General features: G+C 35.8%; 21 protein-coding genes. 12 read left to right on the top strand and 9 right to left on the bottom strand.

Going from position 1 to position 23053, the window contains the following annotated elements; translation table 11 throughout:
• The first annotated feature begins 3 nt into the window (after window positions 1–3).
• The 4 genes from BUE84_RS15135 to BUE84_RS15120 all read left to right on the top strand — a co-directional run bounded on the left by BUE84_RS15135 (window position 4) and on the right by BUE84_RS15120 (window position 5880).
• Complete coding sequence (locus BUE84_RS15135) at window positions 4–708, top strand: YqjF family protein (RefSeq protein WP_079242387.1); 705 nt, start codon at window positions 4–6, stop codon at window positions 706–708.
• Between the two features lie 116 nt (window positions 709–824).
• Complete coding sequence (locus tag BUE84_RS15130; protein ID WP_079242386.1) at window positions 825–1724, top strand: TIGR01777 family oxidoreductase; 900 nt, start codon at window positions 825–827, stop codon at window positions 1722–1724.
• Window positions 1725–1774: 50 nt separating this feature from the next.
• Entirely contained in the window at window positions 1775–3217 is a 1443-nt protein-coding gene (locus BUE84_RS15125) for an alpha-L-fucosidase (RefSeq protein ID WP_079242385.1), read from the top strand.
• Window positions 3217–5880 (top strand): beta-glucosidase, encoded by a 2664-nt coding sequence (locus BUE84_RS15120; RefSeq protein ID WP_079242384.1) that lies wholly within the window; start codon window positions 3217–3219, stop codon window positions 5878–5880. The genes BUE84_RS15125 and BUE84_RS15120 overlap by 1 nt, the downstream gene beginning before the upstream one ends.
• A 54-nt stretch (window positions 5881–5934) precedes the next feature.
• Here BUE84_RS15120 and BUE84_RS15115 read toward each other — a convergent pair whose 3' ends face one another.
• Window positions 5935–6816, bottom strand: a complete 882-nt coding sequence (locus BUE84_RS15115; protein ID WP_079242383.1) for a hypothetical protein — start codon at window positions 6814–6816, stop codon at window positions 5935–5937.
• Between the two features lie 125 nt (window positions 6817–6941).
• Entirely contained in the window at window positions 6942–7328 is a 387-nt protein-coding gene (locus BUE84_RS15110; RefSeq protein ID WP_079242382.1) for a hypothetical protein, read from the bottom strand.
• Between the two features lie 191 nt (window positions 7329–7519).
• On the opposite strand from BUE84_RS15110, the gene BUE84_RS15105 reads away from it, so the two are divergent.
• From BUE84_RS15105 to BUE84_RS15095, 3 genes are all read left to right on the top strand, one after another.
• Complete coding sequence (locus tag BUE84_RS15105; protein ID WP_238594268.1) at window positions 7520–7783, top strand: hypothetical protein; 264 nt, start codon at window positions 7520–7522, stop codon at window positions 7781–7783.
• A 227-nt stretch (window positions 7784–8010) separates the two neighbouring features.
• Window positions 8011–9399 (top strand): dihydrolipoyl dehydrogenase, encoded by a 1389-nt coding sequence (gene lpdA, locus BUE84_RS15100; RefSeq protein WP_047378183.1) that lies wholly within the window; start codon window positions 8011–8013, stop codon window positions 9397–9399.
• A 276-nt stretch (window positions 9400–9675) separates the two neighbouring features.
• Complete coding sequence (locus BUE84_RS15095; protein WP_079242380.1) at window positions 9676–10476, top strand: patatin-like phospholipase family protein; 801 nt, start codon at window positions 9676–9678, stop codon at window positions 10474–10476.
• Between the two features lie 123 nt (window positions 10477–10599).
• On the opposite strand, the gene BUE84_RS15090 is transcribed toward BUE84_RS15095, so the two are convergent.
• Window positions 10600–11037 (bottom strand): hypothetical protein, encoded by a 438-nt coding sequence (locus tag BUE84_RS15090; RefSeq protein WP_079242379.1) that lies wholly within the window; start codon window positions 11035–11037, stop codon window positions 10600–10602.
• A 443-nt stretch (window positions 11038–11480) separates the two neighbouring features.
• Between BUE84_RS15090 and BUE84_RS15085 the strand changes: the two genes are divergently transcribed.
• Complete coding sequence (locus BUE84_RS15085; RefSeq protein ID WP_079242378.1) at window positions 11481–13418, top strand: SPFH domain-containing protein; 1938 nt, start codon at window positions 11481–11483, stop codon at window positions 13416–13418.
• A gap of 48 nt (window positions 13419–13466) precedes the next feature.
• Window positions 13467–13901 (top strand): hypothetical protein, encoded by a 435-nt coding sequence (locus BUE84_RS15080; protein WP_079242377.1) that lies wholly within the window; start codon window positions 13467–13469, stop codon window positions 13899–13901.
• 40 nt (window positions 13902–13941) lie between these two features.
• On the opposite strand, the gene BUE84_RS15075 is transcribed toward BUE84_RS15080, so the two are convergent.
• From BUE84_RS15075 to BUE84_RS15060, 4 genes are all read right to left on the bottom strand, one after another.
• Window positions 13942–14637 (bottom strand): ABC transporter ATP-binding protein, encoded by a 696-nt coding sequence (locus BUE84_RS15075; RefSeq protein ID WP_079242376.1) that lies wholly within the window; start codon window positions 14635–14637, stop codon window positions 13942–13944.
• Window positions 14638–14717: 80 nt separating this feature from the next.
• On the bottom strand, window positions 14718–15278 hold the full coding sequence (locus tag BUE84_RS15070; protein WP_034696405.1) for a hypothetical protein: 561 nt from the start codon (window positions 15276–15278) through the stop codon (window positions 14718–14720).
• Between the two features lie 342 nt (window positions 15279–15620).
• The gene (locus BUE84_RS15065; protein ID WP_079242375.1) at window positions 15621–16316 is read right to left on the bottom strand and encodes a LytR/AlgR family response regulator transcription factor; all 696 of its coding nucleotides are present in this window, start codon (window positions 16314–16316) and stop codon (window positions 15621–15623) included.
• Window positions 16309–17376 (bottom strand): sensor histidine kinase, encoded by a 1068-nt coding sequence (locus BUE84_RS15060; protein WP_079242374.1) that lies wholly within the window; start codon window positions 17374–17376, stop codon window positions 16309–16311. Before BUE84_RS15060 ends, BUE84_RS15065 begins: the two co-directional genes overlap by 8 nt.
• Before the next feature lie 183 nt (window positions 17377–17559).
• Here BUE84_RS15060 and BUE84_RS15055 point away from each other — a divergent pair, with 183 nt between their 5' ends.
• A complete protein-coding gene (locus BUE84_RS15055; RefSeq protein WP_079242373.1) occupies window positions 17560–18675 on the top strand; it encodes an acyltransferase family protein in 1116 nt (371 codons plus the stop codon).
• 256 nt (window positions 18676–18931) lie between these two features.
• Here BUE84_RS15055 and BUE84_RS15050 read toward each other — a convergent pair whose 3' ends face one another.
• Window positions 18932–19969: a serine hydrolase domain-containing protein gene (locus BUE84_RS15050; RefSeq protein ID WP_079242372.1), complete on the bottom strand. Its 1038-nt coding sequence runs from the start codon at window positions 19967–19969 to the stop codon at window positions 18932–18934.
• Window positions 19970–20217: 248 nt separating this feature from the next.
• On the opposite strand from BUE84_RS15050, the gene BUE84_RS15045 reads away from it, so the two are divergent.
• Together BUE84_RS15045 and BUE84_RS15040 are read left to right on the top strand one after the other, a co-directional pair.
• Entirely contained in the window at window positions 20218–20727 is a 510-nt protein-coding gene (locus tag BUE84_RS15045) for a DUF305 domain-containing protein (protein WP_238594267.1), read from the top strand.
• Between the two features lie 74 nt (window positions 20728–20801).
• Window positions 20802–21314, top strand: coding sequence for a hypothetical protein (locus tag BUE84_RS15040; protein WP_079242370.1), 513 nt, complete (start codon window positions 20802–20804; stop codon window positions 21312–21314).
• A gap of 268 nt (window positions 21315–21582) precedes the next feature.
• Here the strand turns inward: BUE84_RS15040 and BUE84_RS15035 are convergent, their stop codons facing one another.
• Complete coding sequence (locus BUE84_RS15035) at window positions 21583–23046, bottom strand: RagB/SusD family nutrient uptake outer membrane protein (RefSeq protein WP_079242369.1); 1464 nt, start codon at window positions 23044–23046, stop codon at window positions 21583–21585.
• Between the last annotated feature and the right edge of the window lie 7 nt (window positions 23047–23053).

Here is a 23053-nt window from a genome sequence, read left to right as displayed (position 1 = left end):
GTTATGAACTTTTTAAAAGCAGAATGGCGAAAACTGGCCATCATCAATTACGAGATTAATCCTGAAATTTTGCAGCCCTATCTTCCAAAAGGAACAGAGCTTGATTTTTATAAAGGCAAATGTTATGTAAGCCTGGTTGGATTTATGTTTTTAAATACCAGACTACTGGGAGTTCCTATTCCTTTTCACCGAAACTTTGAAGAAGTGAATCTAAGGTTTTACGTAAAGAAAAAAGAAAATGGAATCTGGAAAAGAGGAGTCGTGTTTATTAAAGAAATTGTTCCAAAGCCTGCACTAAGCCTGGTCGCTAATTCTATTTACAAAGAAAATTATCATACCATGCCTATGAAAAATCAGATTGAAAAAAGAGAAGATGAACTGCTGATCCGATATTCATGGAAAGATAAAAGCTGGCATTCTATTCAGATTATGGCTGAAAATACAGCGAAACCAATGGAGGAAAACTCAGAATTTGAATTTATTACAGAACATTATTTTGGCTTTACAAAAAAGGAAAATACAACCTCAGAATACGAAGTCTGCCATCCAAAATGGGAATGCTATACTGTAAAAGAATATCAATTAGAAGTAGATTTTCAAAAGATTTATGGAAATAATTTCGAAGACCTGAACCATCAGAAACCTGTTTCCGTAATGCTTGCCGAAGGCTCAGAAATTCAGGTCAAAACCAAAAAATACATTCATTAAAAAGAATAAGATTAAAGAACATCTTTCTCTCTCCAGGATCATCTGTGCAAATTAGTGAAATCTGTGGGCAAACCATAAACTTTGAACTTTGAACCCAAAACATTAAATCTCAAACCATGAAAATAATCATAGCCGGAGGCTCCGGATTTCTCGGTGAAAACCTGGAAAAATACTTTACAACAAAAGGAAATCAGGTCTACATTCTTACCCGCAATCCTCAACGTAAAAATGAAATCTATTGGAATGCCCAAACAATAAGTGAATGGAAAAATAACCTTGAAAAAGCAGATGTTCTCATCAACCTGACAGGGAAGTCTGTAGATTGCCGCTATCATGAGAAAAATAAACAGGAAATCTATTCCTCAAGAATCAACAGTACAAGAATATTACAGAAAGCAGTAGATCAATGTTCTCATAAACCAAAAGTATGGCTGAATGCCAGTTCTGCAACCATTTATGTTCACTCTGAAAAGAACTTAAACACAGAAGAAAACGGAATTGTGGGAGACGACTTTTCTATGAATATCTGCAAAAGCTGGGAAGAAGAATTTTTTGCAGGTAAAAATGAAGAAATACGAAAAGTTGCCCTTCGAACTTCCATTGTTCTTGGAAATAATGGCGGCGCTTTTCCGAAGCTGAAAATGATTACAAAACTGGGCTTAGGTGGAAAGCAGGGAAGAGGAAATCAGATGGTAAGCTGGGTTCATATCGAAGATTTCTGTAGAGCAGTGGATTGGATTATTCAGGATGAGAATCTTTCAGGAACAGTGAATATAACTGCTCCGACTCCTCTTTCCAATCAAAGCATGATGAGAAAACTAAGACATAAAACAAAAGTTGCTTTTGGACTCAATGCTCCCGTCTGGCAGCTGGAAATAGCCTCCATATTCCTGAATACGGAAACGGAATTATTATTAAAAAGCAGAAACGTCTATCCGGAAAAACTTATAAAAAGTGGATTTAAGTTTTCATATTCTACATTTGATGAAGCGATTCTTAATCTCTTGGAATCCTAATGTTTGCGGGTTTCCTAAAGGATAATTAAATTAGCGGAAAACTATTCCATATGCTGGTTATATCCAAAATAAAACCCTTTTTTCTTTCATTCCTTTTTATAAGTTCAATTGCTTTTTCACAAGCTCATAATGTATCAGAAGGTTATCAGAAGCCTACAGACCCTTTGGTTGTCCAGAATCTGGAGCAGTGGCAGGATATGAAATTCGGACTGTTTATGCATTGGGGAACCTACAGCCAGTGGGGGATTGTTGAGAGCTGGAGCTTATGCCCGGAAGATGAATCATGGACACAGCGAAAACCAGAATACGGAAAATCTTACTACCAATATGTGAAGAATTACGAAAATCTTCAGACAACTTTCAATCCAACTCAGTTCAATCCTCAGAAATGGGCTGAAGCAGTAAAAAAGGCTGGAATGAAATATGTAGTTTTTACAACCAAGCATCATGATGGTTTTGCTATGTTTGATACCCGCCAGTCGGATTATAAAATCACTTCTCCTAAAACTCCTTTTTCAAAAAATCCAAAATCCGATGTGACGAAAGAGATTTTCAATACATTCAGAAAAGAAGGATTTAAAATTGGTGCTTATTATTCAAAACCTGATTGGCATTCCGATGATTACTGGTGGTCTTATTTTCCACCCAAAGACAGAAATGTCAATTATGATCCAAAGAAATATCCTGAAAGATGGGAGAATTTTAAAAAATTCACTTTCAATCAGCTGAACGAAATTACTTCCAATTATGGGAAAGTTGATATTCTTTGGCTGGATGGCGGCTGGGTACGTCCTTTTCACACTATAGACCCCAAAGTAGAATGGCAGCGCACCATCAAAGTAGAGCAGGATATCGATATGGATAAAATAGGAACAATGGCCAGAAAAAATCAGCCAGGGATTATTATTGTCGATCGTACTGTTTCCGGAAAATGGGAAAACTATGTAACTCCTGAGCAGGCAGTTCCGGAACATGCTCTTTCCATTCCCTGGGAAAGCTGCATCACAATGGGAGATTCCTTTTCCTATGTTCCTAATGACAACTATAAAACCTCTCAAAAGATCATTGAAACTCTTGTGAAAATCATTTCAAGAGGAGGAAATTACCTTATGAATATTGCGCCCGGACCTAACGGAGATTATGATCCGATAGTTTATGAAAGGTTACAGCAGATTTCCAATTGGATGGAGAAAAATCAGTCTGCGGTTTTTGCAACAAGAAGCATTGCGCCTTATCACGACGGAAATTTTTATTATACGCAAAGCAAAGATCATAAGACGGTAAATGTTTTCCATCTGGATGAACAATCAGAATATAAAGCTCCTTCAAAACTTACTTTTTCCCTTCCGGAAAATTTTAAACCCAAATCTTTGAAAATATTAGGTATTTCTTCAAAAATTCAATGGAAAAAATCAGGGAATTCAATTGAAATTAATTTGCCGAAAGAAAGAGATCAGTTAAAATATTCAACCGTAATTCAAATCGTTCAATAATGAGATGTATTTATTTTAAACTTACCGGAGCCGCATTATTGTTGAATGTTGTGATTACATTTGCTCAGAAACCATTATATAAAGATTCAAAACAACCCATTGAAACCAGAGTTCAGGATCTGCTGAAGAGAATGACACCAGAAGAAAAATTCTGGCAGTGCTTTATGATTCCCGGAGATCTGGATCATGTTCCGAAAGGACAATATTCCCATGGGATTTTCGGATTACAGGTAAGTGCAGGAAATCAGGGCGGTGGTGCAGCGGGACAGCTATTGAAGTATAATGCCAGTGAAGATGCAGAAAGATTGGTTAAAAAAATCAATGCCATTCAGAAATATTTCGTGGAAGAATCAAGATTGGGAATTCCTATTATTCCTTTTGATGAAGCTTTACATGGATTGGTTAGGGAAGGTGCTACTGCTTTTCCGCAGGCAATCGGTCTGGCAGCTACTTTTAATCCGGAATTAATGACCAAGGTTTCAACAGCTATTGCAAGAGAATCAAAACTGAGGGGAATTCGTCAAATCCTGACCCCGGTGGTGAACCTTGCCAGTGATGTGAGATGGGGAAGAACAGAGGAAACCTATGGTGAAGACCCCTTTTTAACTTCTGTAATGGGAGTAAGCTTTGTCAGTTCATTTGAAAACCAGGGAATCATTACCACACCCAAGCACTTTTTAGCCAATGTAGGAGAAGGAGGAAGAGACTCATATCCGATCCATTGGAGCAAAAGATACTTGGAAGAAACCCATTTGATCCCTTTTCACAATGCTTTTACAAAAGGAAAAAGCCGTTCTGTAATGACTTCTTATAATTTGCTTGATGGAAGACCTTCAACTGCAAACCATTGGCTGTTAACGGAAAAATTAAAAAAAGGATGGAATTTCAAAGGCTTTGTTATCAGTGATGCAAGTGCGGTTGGTGGAGCAAATGTGCTGCATTTTACAGCAAAAGATTATGATGATGCCTCCGCACAGGCAATTAATGCGGGTCTTGATGTCATATTTCAGACAGAATACAAACATTATCAGCTCTTCATTCCTCCGTTCTTAGATGGAAGAATTTCAAAAGAAAGAATAGATGATGCAGTATCAAGAGTTTTGAGGGCCAAATTTGAGCTTGGGCTATTTGAAACCCCCTATGTTTCTGCTAAGGAAATTGAAGATTTAAAAAAGCTTACTCACAAACCTTTGGCAGAAAAAGCAGCGGCAGAGTCTTTTGTATTACTTCAGAACAATAGTCAGACACTTCCTGTTCCAGGGAATGTTAAAAAGATTCTTGTAGTGGGAACAGATGCTGTGGATGCAAGATTAGGAGGGTATTCAGGGCCTGGAAACAAAAAAGTAAATATCCTGGATGGCCTTAAAAATTATGTGAAAAATACAGACACTGAAGTTATCTATTCAAAAGGAATTGATTGGAATGTAAAAGACTTTGCCACTATTTCAAATGAATATTTATCCTCCGAAAACAAAAAAGGATTAACGGGAAACTATTTTTCTAATACGGATTTAAAAGGCAATCCCGCTTTCGGAAAACAGGATGAACAAGTCAATTTCAAATGGACTTTATATTCTCCTGATCCGGAAAAATTGCAGCCTGACAATTATAGTATTCGATGGACCGGAAAACTGGAAGCTCCAAGCTCCGGCAAATTTGAAGTAGGCTTGCGTGGGAATGATGGCTTTAGGTTATACCTGGGTGGGAAATTAGTCATTGATCAATGGGAAAAGCTGAGTTATTCTACAAAAACAGTTGATGTGGACTTTGTAAAAGGGAAAAAATATGATATTAAGATTGAATTCCATGAAAATCGAGGTGAAGCTAATCTGGAATTGATCTGGAACTATGGCTTGCACCATTATCAGAAAGGTTTTAAAGAAGCTTTGGATCTTGCTCAGAAAGCAGATTACATTATCATTACTGCTGGAATTCATGAAGGCGAATTTCAGGACAGATCATCACTAAGTTTGCCTGGAAATCAGGAAGCGTTTATTCATGAGGTTTCTAAACTGAAGAAACCTGTAACTGTGGTTCTGATAGGTGGCTCTGCTATAAAAACAACAGCGTGGAAAGACGAGGTAGGAGCCATCTTGGACATTTGGTATCCGGGAGAAGAAGGCGGAAATGCTGTGGCAAAAACACTTTTCGGGGCAGAGAATCCATCAGGTAAACTGCCTGTCACTTTTCCGGTTCAGGAAGGTCAGTTGCCTTTAACTTATAATCATCATCCAACAGGAAGAGGAAATGATTATCATGATCTGAGTGGAGAACCATTATATCCGTTTGGCTTCGGACTCAGTTATACCTCTTTTGAAATTTCTGAGCTGCAATTGAGCAAAACTCAGTATTCGGAAAATGAAACCATTGTAGCTAAAGTCAACGTAAAAAATACAGGTTCAAAAACCGGAAGTGAAGTCGTTCAGCTCTATGTAAAAGATGTATTGGCTTCAGTTTCAAGACCCGTTATTGAGCTCAAAGGATTTCAGAAAATAGCATTGCAGCCCGGAGAATCAAAATCTGTTACCATTGAAGTTCCCATAAAATACTTACAGTTTCTGAATGAAAAAATGGAATGGACTGTAGAAAAAGGAACCTACAGGATCATGGTTGGAAACTCATCCAAAAACCTTCCTTTAAAACAGAATATTGAAGTTTTATAAAGTAAAAAAGAGCAGAAATTTCTGCTCTTTTTTTATATATATTATAGAATTTGCTTAATATTTTCTAGCCAATAGAACGTTCAGCAAGAATGTTCCTGTCCAGTTACTGTTATTAGATCCGTTATTTCCTATGAAATCTATACGGGCCACAGATACAGTAAGTCTTGTTCTTCCTGCAGTACCATTATTAGCAAGGCTTACAAAAGACGCTGTAAATACATCCGGGAAACTTGAATTATTTCCTGCAGTAAGGATGGGATACATATTGTTAACGTTGAACGGAGTACCCTGATATTCATAAACCAAGGTCATTCTGCTGGCATTGGCATAGGTGGCAGTGTGAGCATTATCTACAGATGTTTTGCTAATGATCCACCATCTGTCGTTTGCTGCTCCTGTATCATAACCTACATTACCATGACCGGTCCAGTCAGCAACAGGTGCAGTTCCCAGTCTATGAGGAGGAATGAGAACTTGTGTACCATAGATTTCCACGTTGCTCGGTTTTGGAAGAACGGTAAAAGATAAATCCCATGTTCCGCCAGACGTATTGCTGTTGTTGACAACTTCAGCATACGCCCCTGTAGGAATCATAAAAGAAGTAACAGGAGTATTGTCGATTCTCAATGTATTTCCACTGGAAGCCTGTAACGTAATGGCATTCGGGGAAATGTTTTTAATCTTGTAAATTCTCCCTGTATAACTGGCTGTTCCGGTTCCGATGACAGGAAGAGTAAACGTGGCATCTGCAGTACCATTATAAGTAATGTAATGATCAGTAGCCAGAATATTATAGGTGGTGGCGGTGATCTCAGTATAACCAGCCCTTAATGAACCGTTGATTGCAAGTGTACTGTTAGGTGTCATGGTATTAATACCTACTTGTGCAGTTAGGGGAACAGCTGCAAATAAGAAGAGCGAAATGTATTTTTTCATATTGTATAAATTTGGATTTAAACAAAAATATAAAAAAAAATAGCTAAAAATCACCTAAGTATGAATATTTTAAATTTTTTTAATGAAAATCACTGGTTGGTGATAGGAGTTATTTTTGAAGCTACTTAAATCAATCTGCAAGGGACTTCCAAATCTTCCGTAAGATAATAGCTTGAACACAGGCGGTGGTATCCATCTGCAATAATCAGCTCGTTTTGACCTCTGACCAGCAATATGGGAGAAAGTTTTTTGTTTTTTTCTACTTTTTTAAGGTTTTCTTGCACATGAATATTAGTTTCCGGTAACAAGGTAAGTTTACTGGCTCTTAAAATATCTTTCGACTTCTTTATAATAGTAGGAGCAGCCTTTAATTTTTTAACCAATTTTTGTGCTTCATCAGGTTGAAAAAGAAGCTCAAGATAGTCCTGAGCTGCAGGGAAATCGTGATCTTCCGGTTCTTTCAGCCAGATATTGTCTTTGTTCAGGTGAGTTTTTTTAGCAGAAGTCTTCATAAGTGCTTATTTAAGAGATTAATAAATGTATGAAAAAATAGAACGTATTTTAATAAATCAGTATGAATACAATTTGCTTTTTATTTCTCACCAAAAATCTTGGTATGATATATGCAAGATTCATCATGAACCGGAATGAGTTTCATTAAATGATATTGGATTAATTGAAATCATTCAAAAATATGAACATTATGAAAAAATTATTAATTTCAACAGTATTGTTACTAGGTTTATCTATGAATGTCTATGGACAAAAACGTCCGCCAGAACCACCGCACCCTTCAAAAAGCGAACTGGTCAATATTAAAATGCAAGAGCTTACCAAAAAATATAATTTGGAGAAAAAACTTATCCTTAACCATCCGCTTGCTACCAAACAGATGAAGAGAGATCAGATGAAAGCCTTAAATCAAAGATATGCGACTGAAAAGCGATTACTTAGACAGGCGAAATAATACAGAATTTTTACAGTTATTAAAATAAAAAAAGCTGTTTTTTATATCTTGAACTTTGAGAAGTTTTCAATGTGAAGGAAAATTTATTGAAAGAGAATGCGTTTTGTGTTCTCTTTCTTTGTTTAAAATTGAATAAAATAGCTTTGTTAGTGCATTTTAAGATCAATCTGAAGAAACATAAAACATCCAATATTTTTCCTTAAATTCGCATAAAAATTTTTAAAGTAATGAATTACGATATTATTGTCATTGGAAGTGGTCCTGGTGGATATGTTACTGCGATCAGAGCAGCGCAATTAGGTTTCAAAACCGCAATTATCGAGAAAGAAAATTTAGGAGGAATTTGCCTTAACTGGGGATGTATTCCAACTAAAGCTTTATTGAAATCTGCTCAGGTTTTTCATTATATCAACCATGCTGAAGATTATGGTTTGAATAAAGTGGAGGCAAGCTTTGAATTCCCGAATGTGATTCAGAGAAGCCGTGGTGTTGCCAGCAAAATGAGCAAAGGAATCGAATTCTTGATGAAAAAGAATAAGATTGACGTAATTCTTGGTACTGCAAAAGTACAGAAAGGTAAAAAAGTTTCTGTTACAGATAAAGAAGGTAAAGTAACTGAATATACAGGTACTCACATCATTATCGCTACAGGAGCTCGTTCAAGAGAATTACCAAACTTACCGCAGGATGGTAAAAAAGTAATCGGATACAGACAGGCATTATCTCTTCCTGAGCAGCCGAAATCTATGATCGTTGTAGGTTCTGGAGCTATCGGAGTAGAGTTTGCTGACTTTTATAACACAATGGGAACTAAAGTAACTGTTGTTGAATTTATGCCAAACATCGTACCTGTAGAAGACGAAGAAATCTCTAAACACTTAGAAAAATCTCTTAAAAAGACAGGAATCGAAATTATGACAAACGCTTCTGTAGAAAGTGTTGATACAAGCGGGGAAGGCGTAAAAGCTACTGTGAAAACAGCGAACGGAAACATCACTCTTGAAGCTGATATCTTATTATCTGCTGTAGGTATTGCTGCTAATATTGAGAACATCGGATTAGAAGAAGTAGGAATCCAGACAGACAAAGGAAGAGTATTGGTAAACGAATGGTACGAAACTTCAGTACCTGGTTACTATGCGATCGGAGATATCATCCCGACTCAGGCATTGGCTCACGTTGCTTCTGCAGAAGGAATCACTTGTGTTGAGAAAATCAAAGGAATGCACGTTGAGAAAATCGACTATGGCAATATTCCTGGATGTACATATTGTCACCCTGAAGTAGCTTCTGTAGGTCTTACTGAAAAGCAGGCTAAAGAAAAAGGATACGAAATCAAAGTTGGTAAATTCCCTCTTTCTGCAAGTGGTAAAGCTACTGCAAACGGAAATACTGATGGATTTATCAAAGTGATTTTTGATGCTAAATATGGTGAGTGGTTAGGATGCCACATGATCGGTGAAGGGGTAACTGATATGGTTGCTGAAGCTGTTGTAGCTAGAAAACTAGAGACTACAGGTCATGAGATCATCAAGTCTATCCACCCGCACCCAACAGTTTCTGAAGCAATTATGGAAGCTGCTGCTGCTGCTTACGGTGAAGTGATTCACATTTAATCTGAAGTATACAGAAATCTATATTATAAAAAGCCCGGAGAAATCCGGGCTTCTTTTGTTGATGCTGAAAAAAAATACATAAACCTCCCAGGTTTCAAAAACCTGGGAGGTTTGATACTTAATACACCTTAATTAAATACTAACCACATCGAAGAGTATAACTTTTTAGATTGAATTTTTGTCCCATTATTATAGATTTTATTAAAATAATTTTAAAATCAGCATATTTATAAAAATTAACTTAATTATATCAGGCTGTTTTCTTACATTTATTCTATGAATTTTGAGAGAGTAGGACTTGTTTTATCAGGAGGTGGTACCAAAGGAATCGCTCATGCAGGAGTATTAAAATTCTTAAGGGAAAAAGGAATTGAAGTAGATATCCTTTCCTGCTGCAGCGCAGGCTCTATTGTAGGATGCCTTCACGCTATAGGAAAAACCCCTGAGGAAATCCTGGAGTTTTTCAATTCCGTCTATTTTTTCAACTGGAAACATTTCACATTCAATCAGCCTGGACTTGTATCTTCGGTAATTTTCAGAAACTATCTGAAACCTATTTTCCATGAAATGAAACTGGGTGATTTAGATATCGAAGTGAAAATTGTGGCCACAGAGCTTGTTGCCGGAACCCAGAAGATTTTTGATAAAGATTTTGAGATTGTTGATGCCATTATTGCTTCATGCTCTATTCCCGGAATAACGACACCTTACATCATTGGTGATGAAATGTATTGTGATGGAGGAGTATTGAATAATTTTCCGGCAGATATCATCAGGGAAGACTGTGATAAACTGATCGGTGTATTTGTATCGCCACCCAACGAAGCAAAGATCAAGGATCTGAACTCCATTAAAGCTATCGTTTCCCGTTCTTACGATCTTTTGTCCTACAGGATTGAAAAAATAAAATTTGATTACTGTGACTGGTTCATTTCTTCCCAAAAATTATCTTCCTACGGAACTTTTGAACGAAGAAAAGACAGATTGGAAGAGATCTTCAATATCGGTTACAAAGCGGCAAAAGAAAGTTACGAAGAAAGTATTTTTTTCACAGAATTAAGACAATCCGGAACATAAAAAAATCCTGTATCAATCAATACCGGATTTTTATTTTATAAGAAAGAAAAGATTTTGAGGTCTTAAAGAGAAGTTATAGAATGACTATAACAACTTCCAGCTTCTCTCCTCCATCTTCCAGCTTTAATTTTTCACTACATATCCGTCCTGGCGAACAATTTCACGGTCGTTAGCATCATTTACAACTAATGTATAAGGTGCTTTTTTCGGAGAATCTGTAAGATAATTTCTCCAGATCTGATAACTGTGGCCCTCATTATTGAAGTTAATATAGTAGTTTCCTCCTGTACCATCAGGAATCAGTTCACCATCACTGATGATCATGCTTGGTTTTGCCGTAATCTTTGCGTTGGCATTCCACGACTGGTAAAGGTACTTGCCATTCGGTTGTTTGTCGATTCTGATCTTGAACTTTTTGGTTTTGATAATGACAGTCTTCGGTACCTGCTGAAGGGCAGAAGAAGTTATAAAACCATCTGTTTTAGGTACCGGAACTTCTTTGGCATAAGCGAAAGAAAACTGAGCTAAGCAGAAAGTCCCTAATAAAATATGCTTTATCATATTGAGTGGTTATTGGTTAATATTTCAGACTCTATCAAATATAGAGCCATTTTTCATTAAAGAGAGAGTTTATAGATCTGAAAAAGAAGTTCTTAAGACTTTTGTATATTGGTTCTTAAAAATAATGATATTGATTTTCAGTTGATTACTATTTTGTTTGCGAAATAGTATCAAATTCTGAAACAACTGAATACTTTTCTTATGTACATTTGTACCATCAAAGGATCTCGTTTCTTTATTATCAAAATGAAACTAATTAACTTTAAGTTTTTTCTATTAAAAGTATCAGAAATCATCTTCACGATTTTTAATACATCTCCTCCTGTAATTTCTTAATTTTTTTCGAAAGAATTATCACATAATTCGTACTCTGTTTTTTCGTATTCTGAAGAATCAGAGCGCAATCCCTGTTTTAAAATTTAATTAAAAAACAAAAACAAACTATGGAATTAGATTTTCATGGCTGGATGATTCCGGTCGTAATGGCGCTTTTGTGCGTACTTTTTTACAAATTCATTTTGAGAATTTTCTTTGGATTGATCATTGTTCCTCAGGACAAAATTGGTTTGGTGACCAAAAAATTTGTGTTGGTAGGAAAACAGGAACTTCCGGAAGGCAGAATTATTGCTACCAACGGAGAAGCGGGTTTTCAAGCTCAGACATTAGCTCCGGGAGTGTATTTTGGAAAATGGATCTGGCAATATTCTATCGATTTTCAACCTTTTACAGTGATTCCGACCGGCAAAATAGGTTTGCTGCTGGCAAAAGATGGGATAGAACTGGAAACAGGAAGAATTTTAGCCAGAAAAGTGGACTGCGATTCTTTTCAGGATGCTGAAGCCTTTTTAAAAAATGGAGGAAGAAAAGGCCGTCAGACTGCAATTATTGCCCCGGGATCATACAGAATCAATACCTTATTATTTGAAATAGAATTAACGGATATGACTCAAATTCCTGACAATGCGGTGGGAATTATCACCACAATGGAAGGAAGTCCTTTGGAAGAAGGTCAGATTGCCGGTAAAATTATCAATGATCATAATAAGTTTCAGGATGTAGACACTTTTTTAAATAACGGAGGATATAAAGGTCTTCAGGAGCAGGTAATCCTTGCAGGTTCCTATTTTCTGAACCCTTGGTTTACAAAAGTTGAAATGGTAAAAATGACGGAAATTCCGATTGGTCATGTTGGGGTAATCATCAGCTATGTAGGTGAAGAGGGAAAAGACCTCAGCGGAATTGATTTTAAACATGGAAATATCGTTGAGAAAGGTCATAAAGGAGTTTGGGCAGAACCCATTGGCCCTGGAAAATATCCTATTAATCCTTATATCATGAAGGTTGAGCTTGTTCCTACCACCAACCTGGTATTGAACTGGGCTTATGAAAGAAGCGAATCTCATCAACTTGATAAAAATCTTTCAACGATTACCGTACGAAGTAAAGACGGTTTCCCTTTCAATCTTGATGTTTCCCAAATTATTCATATTCCTACTTATGAAGCTCCAAAAGTAATTGCCCGTTTCGGGAATATGATTAATCTTGTCAGCCAGGTATTAGAGCCAACCATTGGGAATTATTTTAGAAACTCCGCTCAGGACAGTGATGTAATTGCCTTTTTAGGAACCCGAAAAGAAAGACAACAGTCGGCAAAAGACCATATCAGCAGTGTTTTGGAACAGTATAATGTCAACGCTGTCGATACTTTAATTGGAGCTATTGTTCCTCCGGAAAGTTTAATGAAGACTTTAACAGACAGAAAACTGGCGGAAGAGCAGAAAATAACTTATGAAACTGAAATGCTGGCGCAGGAAACCCGTCAGGCACTGGAAAAAGAAACGGCTGTTGCGGATATGCAGAAAGAAATTGTAAAAGCAGATCAGGGCGTTGTGATTGCAGAAAGAATCGCAGATGCATCAGTGAAAAAAGCAACCGGAGATGCCAATTCTGTAAGGTTGCAGGCGAATGCAGAAGGAGACAGATTGAAACTGCTGGCAACCGGAGAAGCAGAGAAAACAAGACTTCTTGCAAAAGCCGAAGCAGAAAAAATAGAGTTGCTGGCCAAAGCAAGTGCCGAACAGATTTCCTTGACGGGTAATGCTGAAGCAGAAAAAATTCTGGCTATCGGTAAATCTAATGCAGAATCTTACAAACTGTCTGTAGAAGCAATGGGTGGCAATAATTTTACTCAATTAAAAATCATGGAAAATATTGCGAATCAGAATGTAAGAATTATGCCTGAAGTATTAATCGGAGGAAGCGGAGATTCTGCGAATGGAGGAATCAGTGGACTTTTAGGACTTCAGTTGTTGGAACAGGTTCAAAAGAAAAGTATTGAAACAGTTGCTGCTCCTGAAGAGAAGACAGACAACAACTCTTAACTCAATTGAGAAATAACTTAAACTTAACTCAAATTTTGAATTTTTAAAATGATTTATATCGTTCAGCTCATTATAGCACTACTGATTATTAGTTTTTTTGTTTTCTCCATTATTGAAATCTATTGTGAAATTGTGAAAAAAAGTTCTAAGGCCTTTTTTGGTATGTTTATTAGCTTGATTTTATTTTTTTTAATGATCACAGTACGCAATCATTGGGTTAAAAATGAACTTGTAGAAAATATAAATGCTTCAAAAATAGAACAGAGTAATTCATCTTTTTCAATAAAAGAATTGTCCAATATTCACATTGTAAGCGAGAAAATGAGAGTGACTGACAAAGATATTATTGTAGTATTAATGCCTCAAAAAGATACGCTTTACATGAACCAGGATTTTCATGATAAAAATAAATTCTGGGTTCACTATAAAAAGTATGAGATTTTAAAATTTACAGCACCTGTAGGATATATAATAAAAAACTAAAAAAATCGCCCGAAAATATTTTCGGGCGATCTATTATTCTTTAAGAGGTATAACTTGCAAAAGCATCTTCCAGGCTTTCAAATTTGCCTTTAAACTCGTCAATAGGGCAGTCCTGAAGAATATTTCCTTTATGGATAAGAATGACTCTTGAGCAAAGCGCTTCCACTTCCTGCATGATGTGTGTAGAAAGTAAAACTGTTTTTGCCTGACCAATTTCTTTTACCACATTACGGATTTCAATAATCTGGTTGGGATCCAGACCATTGGTAGGTTCATCCAGAATCAGTAAATCCGGCTGATGAATAATGGCCTGTGCAAGCCCTACACGCTGTTTGTATCCTTTAGATAATTGTCCGATCTTTTTTGATTTTTCAGGAGTAATTCCTACCAGTTTGATCACCTCATCTACTCTGGATTCAGAAATTTTGTGGATGTTGGCAACAAACTGAAGGTATTCTTTCACATACATCTCCAGATAAAGCGGATTATTCTCAGGAAGAAAACCGATTTTCTTTTTGCTTTCAATCTCATGATCTGAGATATTCATTCCATTAAAAATAATTTCTCCCTGATCAATTTTCAGTGCACCGACAATAGATTTCATCAGGGTAGATTTTCCGGCACCGTTTGGGCCAAGAAGACCAATGATCTCATTTTTATCAATAGAAATGTTGATATTGTCAAGGGCAGTCTGCTCACCAAATTTTTTGGTTAAATTGATTATCTGAAGTGGCATAAGTTTTACTATCTTTTTGCAAAAATAAAATAAAAAAACTCATCCGATAGAATGAGTTTCGCAATATTTATAAAATATAATTATTTTCTTGATTTTTTCTTGGCTCCGCCTGATGCAGGAGTTGCTGTAGAGGCTGTATTTGTAGCTCCTTTATTACCCGTTGGGTTTATCGTAGCAGGTTTGTCATACATAGCATACTTTCCATTGGTTCTTCCAAAGATTTTTTCCACCTGTTTTTGGTTTAAAAACTGGGATTTTCCGATGTATTTTCTGTTTTTGTTGATCACCTGGATAAACTGCATGGTTTGTTGACCATAGTTTTTTTCATAATGAAGTTCTATGATATCATTGGGCAGTTCCAATACAACATTTTCTTCTGGAGTGGAAACAAAACCATCCATAATAAGTTTATATAATCCGGCTACATCTCCATTAAGATTCTGGAATGAAAAAGATCGGATTGTGTTCAGGTTGCTGGTATTCAGATCCTGGTAATTGATTGTAAATTTATCTTCCTTTTTATAGAGACCAACGGAATTATCTTTACCAATTTCCACCAAACTTTCATTTTTCAACACTTTGATCTGTGAGAAAACTGAAATACCGAACATACATGTAATAAGTAGAATTATTTTTCTCATGGAATGAATTTTAATGTTTTATAACTTGGTGCACATAAAGTTACTCATAAAAAAGCTAAAAAACAATTTTATTCGTTAAAGCAAAAGTAACACTTTTTTTTAATATTTATACGTGATCATCTGCTGATGCTATGGATTTCATTGTTTATATAAGAGTTTGGTAATCATGAGATTAATTCTCTTTTGTTATAGTGCTGTGATGTCTGTTAAGATAGGTTTTTGATTGTTAAAAAGATGTAATGTATTGAAAAACAGATTGAAAATCCTTTAAGTAAGATTGAATTAAAAATTAATTTAAAATAAATGTTAAAAATGTAATTTTATGATTTAAAATTAAAGAACTTATAACAGTTTGTTTTTAGAAACAGTGGCTATAAAGGAATCGAACTCCTTTCTGTAGCTTCTGCCAACAGGGATCTGGTGCTTGCTGACAATCAGTTCGTTATTATTAAAAGCAGTTACGAAAGCAGCATTAATGATAAAAGATCGGTGGATTCTTACAAAGCCTTTACCAGATAAGGTTTTCTCAATATCTGTTATTTTACTTTTTGAAATAAAGCTTCCCTGGGTTGCTAGTACCACTTTGATATCATTTCCCTGGCTTTCAAAATAGATGATCTCTGAAAGGGAAAGTTTGCGGTGCATTCCCTCTGTTTTAATGAGGATGAAATCTTCTCTTTGGTCAACAGTATTTCTTAACAGGCGTTCTACAGCTTTGAAAAAACGTTCGAAGGTAATGGGCTTCAGGAGATAATCTACAGCTTCGAGTTCGAATCCTTCAATAGCAAAATCACGATAGGCTGTGGTGAAAATGGTTTTAGGCTTTTGAGGTAAGGACTTCAGAAAATCGATTCCATTAAGATGAGGCATTTGTATGTCCAGAAACATCAGATCAACGGACTGATTTTGCAGTATTTTATAAGCCTGAATTGCATTTTCTGCTTTTCCCGTAAGTTTCAGATCGTCAATCTTGGAGATATGGTTTTCCAGTAATGATGCGGCTAAAGGCTCGTCATCTACAATAATGCAGTTAATCATAATGGGAAGGCGTTGTTATTTCAACTTTAAAAATATTATTTTCCTGTGAGATCTGAAAAGTAAAATGTTCCTGATAATGATAATGAAGCTGTCTTTTTATATTTTGCAATCCGATTCCTTTCTCATTAGATGTGGGTGAATCTGAGAAGGTATTTTCAATTTTAAAAACAGATTGCTGAGGATTCGTTTCTATTTCAATCGTCATTCCCGTTGTTCCTGAACTTTTTCCTGCTCCATGTTTAAAAGCATTTTCTACCAGAGTGAGATAGAGAAGTGGCGGAATGGTATTCGCCGATTGTAAGACCATGTTTAGGTTAATTTTTAATCTTTCATCATGGTATCGAAGTTTTTCCAATGCAATGTAATGATTAATAATATCCAGTTCATCAGAAACCTGCACCCACTTTTTTTGTCCTTTGTATAAAATATAATCCAGAATATCCGAAAGCTGGCTGATGGATTGGGATGTTTGATCAGAATGGCTGATGGACAGAGAGTAAATATTATTCAAAGTATTGAAGAGAAAATGAGGGTTGAGCTGAGATTTGAGAGATTGCAGTTCCAGCTCTGTTTTTTCCTTCTGAAGTTTGATGGTGCGTTCCTTTTCATCTTTATACCGTATGATAAACATGATTGAAATAAAGATAAATGCGCCGCTGATAATCGGAAAGGTATAATGAAGCAGCAGGTAAGGAATATCTGTGAAAATTTCAAAAGGGGTGTCTTTCAATAATTCATTGATGAATAGAGGTTCTGCAATATAAACAATAAAAAACCGGTTAATGACAGAAATAATATAAAGGCTGAGAAGAATAGACAGTATTAATTTAACATACTTTTTCTGATCAAAAAAATGACGAATGAGAACAAAATAAATAAAATTGGCTCCTGCAATCTGGAAAATCCAATGGCAAAAATTATAAATAATCAATCCTTTGGTAGCTTCACTATCATATTCTCCAGACATTCTTACTGTTCCGAATAAAAATAAAGCCGGCCAGAAGAACAGCTGGAAGTATAGATTTTGTCTGATCTGAATTTCTGACAGAGTTTTCATCATCCTCAAAAATATAAAATCTTAAGTAACCTTAGGAAAATGTTATGCTAATGGTATTAAAATAATGACATACAACATTATTCACGGTATGAACTGCATATTTTGTCGTTGATACTGAATAGGCAGTTGTCCGGATATTCCATCCGAAATCACCCTGAAATTCACCCACATTTGCATGAAAAAATAATGAAGGAATATTCAGAAAGGCTTTACGGATTAGATCATCTTAGAGCTATTGCAATTTTATTGGTGCTCATGTATCATTATCGGGCATTCAAACATCCTGACTGGATAGACAGTATCGGAAGGTTTGGCTGGACAGGTGTAGATTTGTTTTTTGTTTTAAGTGGTTTTCTGATCTCAGGGCAATTGTTCAAAGAAATAAAGAATAAAGGAAATGTCAGTCTGAAAGTATTCTATATAAAACGGTTTTTCAGGATTTTTCCGGCTTACTTTTTTACTATTTTCCTTTATTTTACATTCCCTTTTTTCAGAGAGCGTGAAACTTTATCTCCGTTATGGAAGTTTATTACTTTTACCCAAAACTATGGATTGGATGTTATCAACCGTGGAACCTTTTCCCATGCATGGTCTTTATGTATCGAAGAGCAGTTTTATCTTATTCTTCCCCTGTTTCTTTTAATGGTGTCATCTACAAAATTATTCAGATATCTGACAGTTCTGATGATGACTGTTATCGGACTTTCTATTGTATTCAGGTTGATGGTATGGAATGAATATATATCAGGGCTGGATACAGCTTCCACTGATTTCTGGAAACTATGGTATATGCAAATATATTACCCCACTCATACAAGGCTGGATGGTTTAGGGATAGGTGTTTTGATCGGATATTTGATGCAGTATTCATCACAATTCAAAAAAATAGTAAGTAACAACGGAAACAGACTTTTCTTTTTGGGAATTGTATTGTTGGGAATATCTTTCTGGATATGTAATGAGCAGGCTTCAAAAACAGCTTCCATATTCGGGTTTACGTTGGTAGCTATAAGTTTTGGAGTAATTCTTATGGCTGCAGTTTCTCAATCATCTTTCCTGTATCGGACAAAATCTTATCTCACTGCTCAACTGGCAGCTTTGTCTTATGCTGTTTACCTGTCGCATAAGGGAATTATTCATCTCACGCAGGAAGGATTTGATTATTTTAAATTTGAAACATCAGATAATATAAGTCTTATGGTTTGTCTCTTAGCCTGCGTACTTGGAGGTTTATTCTACAGATTTGTGATAGAAAAACCTTTCTCTATTGTTAAAACAAGAATTTTAAAAAGAATTGTATAATCTCTACATCTTTAGGGTAGATGTTAAAGTAGTATCCTTGCTAAAAATCTTTGATTTTTTTTTGCGCCTTAAAATTTACATCGAATTAAAAAAGCTTTGCGCCTTTGCGTTTTCCAATTAAACTCTTCTTATTTATTTTTTTTGGAAAATCGCAAAGGCACAAAAAAGTTGTTATAAGACGAAGATTTTATCTGCGATAAAATTGAATGCTGTGTATTCTAAAAGCCTTTGGTGGGTACTTTTTTAAGTGTTAGGGTTATTTAGCAGTGATTGCCTTCAGAACTGTATTTTTTATTGCAGCTTCTTTGAAACTCCAGTATTCACGGTTTTCAGGCATCTGATTTTCGAGGATGATCAAAGTTGTATCTGTGGAAGGAAAGTAGGTGTTAAGACAGGTAAACCCATCACCAAGACCAGTCACGGCAAAATAATCCAGACCTGCTTCTTTGATAAACCTTACATTATACCCGAATCCCATGCTTTCTTTTCCAAATACGTCATGCTGAGAGCGGGTAGAAGGGGTCATCATCTGTTTTTGAAACTCCGGAGACAACAGTTTTCCTTTAAATAAGGCCTGATCCCACTTTGCGAGATCCTGTACGGTAGAAATGATTCCTGCAGCAGGAACGATATCCTCATTCAGAAAAGACTCTTTCACTTTTTTAAACTGATTGTTTTCATTCATATAACCGGGAACGGGAGATTGGTTATTTTTTTGGTTATAAACAAAAGTCTGATTCATTTTCAGTTTTTTAAAAAGAGAATTAGCCAGTTCAGTGAAACTTTTTCCTGTTGTATTTTTAAGAATTTCCCCAAGCATCATATAAGAGAGATTACCATATTTAAACTGAGAACCGGCTTTGAAAGCTGAAGGTTTTTCCAGTTTGGTAATTCCGTGAGTATGGTTCAGGAGATGATGGATTGTTACTGTATCTGCCCAGGTTTGGGTAATAGCAGGAAGATATTTTTTGATAGGAGTATGAAGATCCAGTTTTCCCTGTTCGGCAGCCTGTAGAACTAAAACAGCGGTTACCTGCTTAGAGTTTGACATGATTTCAAACTGATCATCTGCTTTCAAAGGAATCTTTTTTTCAAAATCCTTATAACCGTTGGATTTCAGATATTGTACTTTTCCTTTTTGTGCGACCAAAACAACGCCATTGAATTTTATTGGGCTGGTAGCAGTGATAATGCTGTCAATTTTATGGGCATATGTGGTTTTTTTCTGAGCCGAAGCGGTAAAAGATAGCAAGGTGAAAGATATACCGGTGAAAAATAATTGTGTTTTGGTCATTATTAATGTTTTTATAGCTGAAAATTGAGATGGAGAATGAAAACTACTCTCATTGAAATCATTTTGCAACTGAGCACTTCAAAAAGATTTGAGTTCCCAAATATATCTTTTTCTTTTGATTGTACAAGGAAGTATTTTCGTCAATTATTATGAGTATAAGCATAAACCTGTCAGATAAATATTATTATTTTTATCACAAGTTTTTGAATTATATAATATTATTTACAGTGCCCTCTCTTATGGAAAATATGAAGCGTAAAAATGAAGTTTCTTCTTTGAAAGAAAATAAAAAACATTTAATTAATTCTTCTGTAATGTACAGCCGATTTGTACTTATGGCTTTGATGATGTTCTGTTTTATGTATATCATTATGTACACGATGATAGACAACCCGAGAAATTTTATTTCAAATATTAATAATTTATACATGACTCTCATGATGGTTTCAGCCATGTTACTTATTGAATTATGGGTCATGCGAAAGAGGTATAGGAACAGAACGCTTAATTGGATCATTGTAAGTATTGGAGTGGTGACAAGTCTGTTTTCCTGGTTTGGAATCAGAGAACAGGTGAATGTGGATGACAGGCAGTTTGTAAAAAGTATGATTCCTCATCATGCAGCAGCCTTATTGATATCTGAAAAGGTACACCTCAGTGATCCACAGCTGATTATCCTTCAGAGAAATATTTTTAAAACCCAATCTGCAGAAATTAAGCTGATGAAAAGAAAACTCCGGGAGTTTGAAAGAAGGTAGAGTAGGAGACAGGAAATAACAAGAAGAGTATTCTACTGTTATTTTATTCAGGATATTTTAATAATTTAGTTCTTATGAAAATTAAAATTATCTGCCTTTTTGGACTTCTTTTCTCCATTATTTCCTGTAAAAAAAATAAAGAATATCCTAAATATGTTGAATTGGAATCGGGAAATGGAAGTTATTCACTTTATATAAAAGATGGAAATTTCGAATTTTTAAAAACAGAACATGTAAGCTATGATCAGATTGTAACAGCACCTTTTTCTGAAGGTAAATATAAGATAACAGGTGATGAACTGATTTTGAATAGTGATAAAGGGAAAAAATATATTTTCAAAATCGGGAATGACTCTGAACTGATCCCTGAAAAAGTGGATTCACTGAAAGACCTGAAAGGATTATATCCTGTTCAGATTCTTCATAACAATAAAATGCCGAAAGAAATGGGACGTCTGGATTCTTTGGGAAGAAAAAATGCGTTGTGGCTTTACTTTAATGAAAAAGGAAAGGTGGTTAACCAGAGGTTGTATAAAAATGGAGAGCTGGTAAAAGATCATTACAAATCTGATATTGTTATAAAATAAAGAATCTGCAAGAGACTTAGGAAATAAACAGTATTCAATTTTATCACAGATAAAATCCTTGCGCCTTATAGCAGCCTTTTTAATAGGATTTTGCGCCTTTGTGATTTTCCAATTATATCTTTCGTATTTGTGTTTTTTTGGAAAATCGCAAAGATGCAAAGCTTTTTTAATTCTCAGCACCTTACTTTAATCAATAAAAAGGCACCACTTAGAAGTAAATGGTGCCTCGTCACTGAATATATTTGAATGTAAAATTGTTTCTGTTTATCTATTCATTCTGCTTGATTTGTGGGTTGTTATTAATCTCTTTATTAGGAATCTGAAACCTGAATTTATCAGGGGTCAGATTGAATCTTCCAAAAGTATGGTTCGTGCCCGTATATATTCTTTCCAAAGGAGTATTCAGCCTTTTCATATCAAACCAGGCGTAGCCTTCACCCCAGAGTTCTATTCTCTTTTGCAGGACAATTTCATTGATCAGCGCGCTGCCGGATTTTGTAGACAATGTATAAGCCTGATCTCTTTTTGAAGTAATATCAAACAATACCTGTCTCGCTTCGGCTTCTCGTCCTTGTCTGGCAAGGGCTTCAGCCTGGATATAATATAATGAAGATGCTCTGATGTAAATATAATCTCCCTCAAAAAGGGTAGGATCTTTAAATTTCCAGCTTACATACGGCGGATAATTTTTTGTTTTTCCATTAAAAGTATACGCTGCATTCTGGCTTCCATTGAAGACTTTCTTACGGTAATCCGATGCCGGAATGGCTTCATAAAGACGCTTATCGATCAGCTTACGGATCTGTGCAGCTCCTGCATAGCCTTCATTGGTATTATCAAACATGGAGAAGAAAGAAGCGTAATAATTTCCGATACTCATTGTGGAAATCGTATTATGAAAACCCCATATTACCTCAGGATTATTAATGTTGGAAAATCCGGTAGAGGTATAATCATCTTCGGTCATAAGGACAATTCCCTGTTTACCTTCCTGAGCGTATTGAGCAGCTTTGATATAATCTCCTGTTTCCAGAAACACTTCAGATGCAATAGCTTTAGCGGTTCTTTGGTCTATCTGGGCTCTGGAAGGGCGGGCATACGTATCCAGAAGCGTAATAGATTCTTCAATATCTTTTTTGATTTGTGAATAGACTTCAGCAACCGTTGATCTGGGAAGTCCCTGACTTGGGTTATTGGCTGTAAGAACCAATGGAAGTCCAGGCTCAGACTGATGTCCATTATAATCATTGGCATAAAAACGAACCAGGTAAAAATAGGAATAAGCTCTTAAAGCCAGAAGCTGTCCTGCAATTGCTCTGTTTTTTGCATTGGCATTTTTATCCAGACCATCAAGCAGCTTGTTGATCACAAATATTCTTGCATAAAAAGTGGTCCACACAATCTCAGAAGCAATATTACTGGCATTGGTGGCTTCATAATTATAAAACATTCCTAAATGCTGGTTGGTAGACTGGATCACATCATTGGACATAAGGTCGGATCCCGCTTTTATTCCCATGATTCCGAAATCTGAATGAACGGTAGTACCGCCTGCACCATTGCTTCGAAGATCAAGATAGATTCCACCCAGGATTTTTTCCGGGCTGTTGGCATCGCTATTGAGCTGCTCCCCGGAAATATCTCCTTCCGGCAAAGTATTGAGATCATTAGCACAGCTGGTAGCCAAAAAACTTAGGGTTGCAGCTGTTATAAAGTATTTTATTGTGTTCATTCCTGTT

Source organism: Chryseobacterium indologenes, from assembly GCF_002025665.1.
Lineage (GTDB): Bacteria > Bacteroidota > Bacteroidia > Flavobacteriales > Weeksellaceae > Chryseobacterium > Chryseobacterium metallicongregator.
Note: the sequence above shows the minus strand (reverse complement) of the source record. Positions and strands in the feature narration are given on the sequence as shown.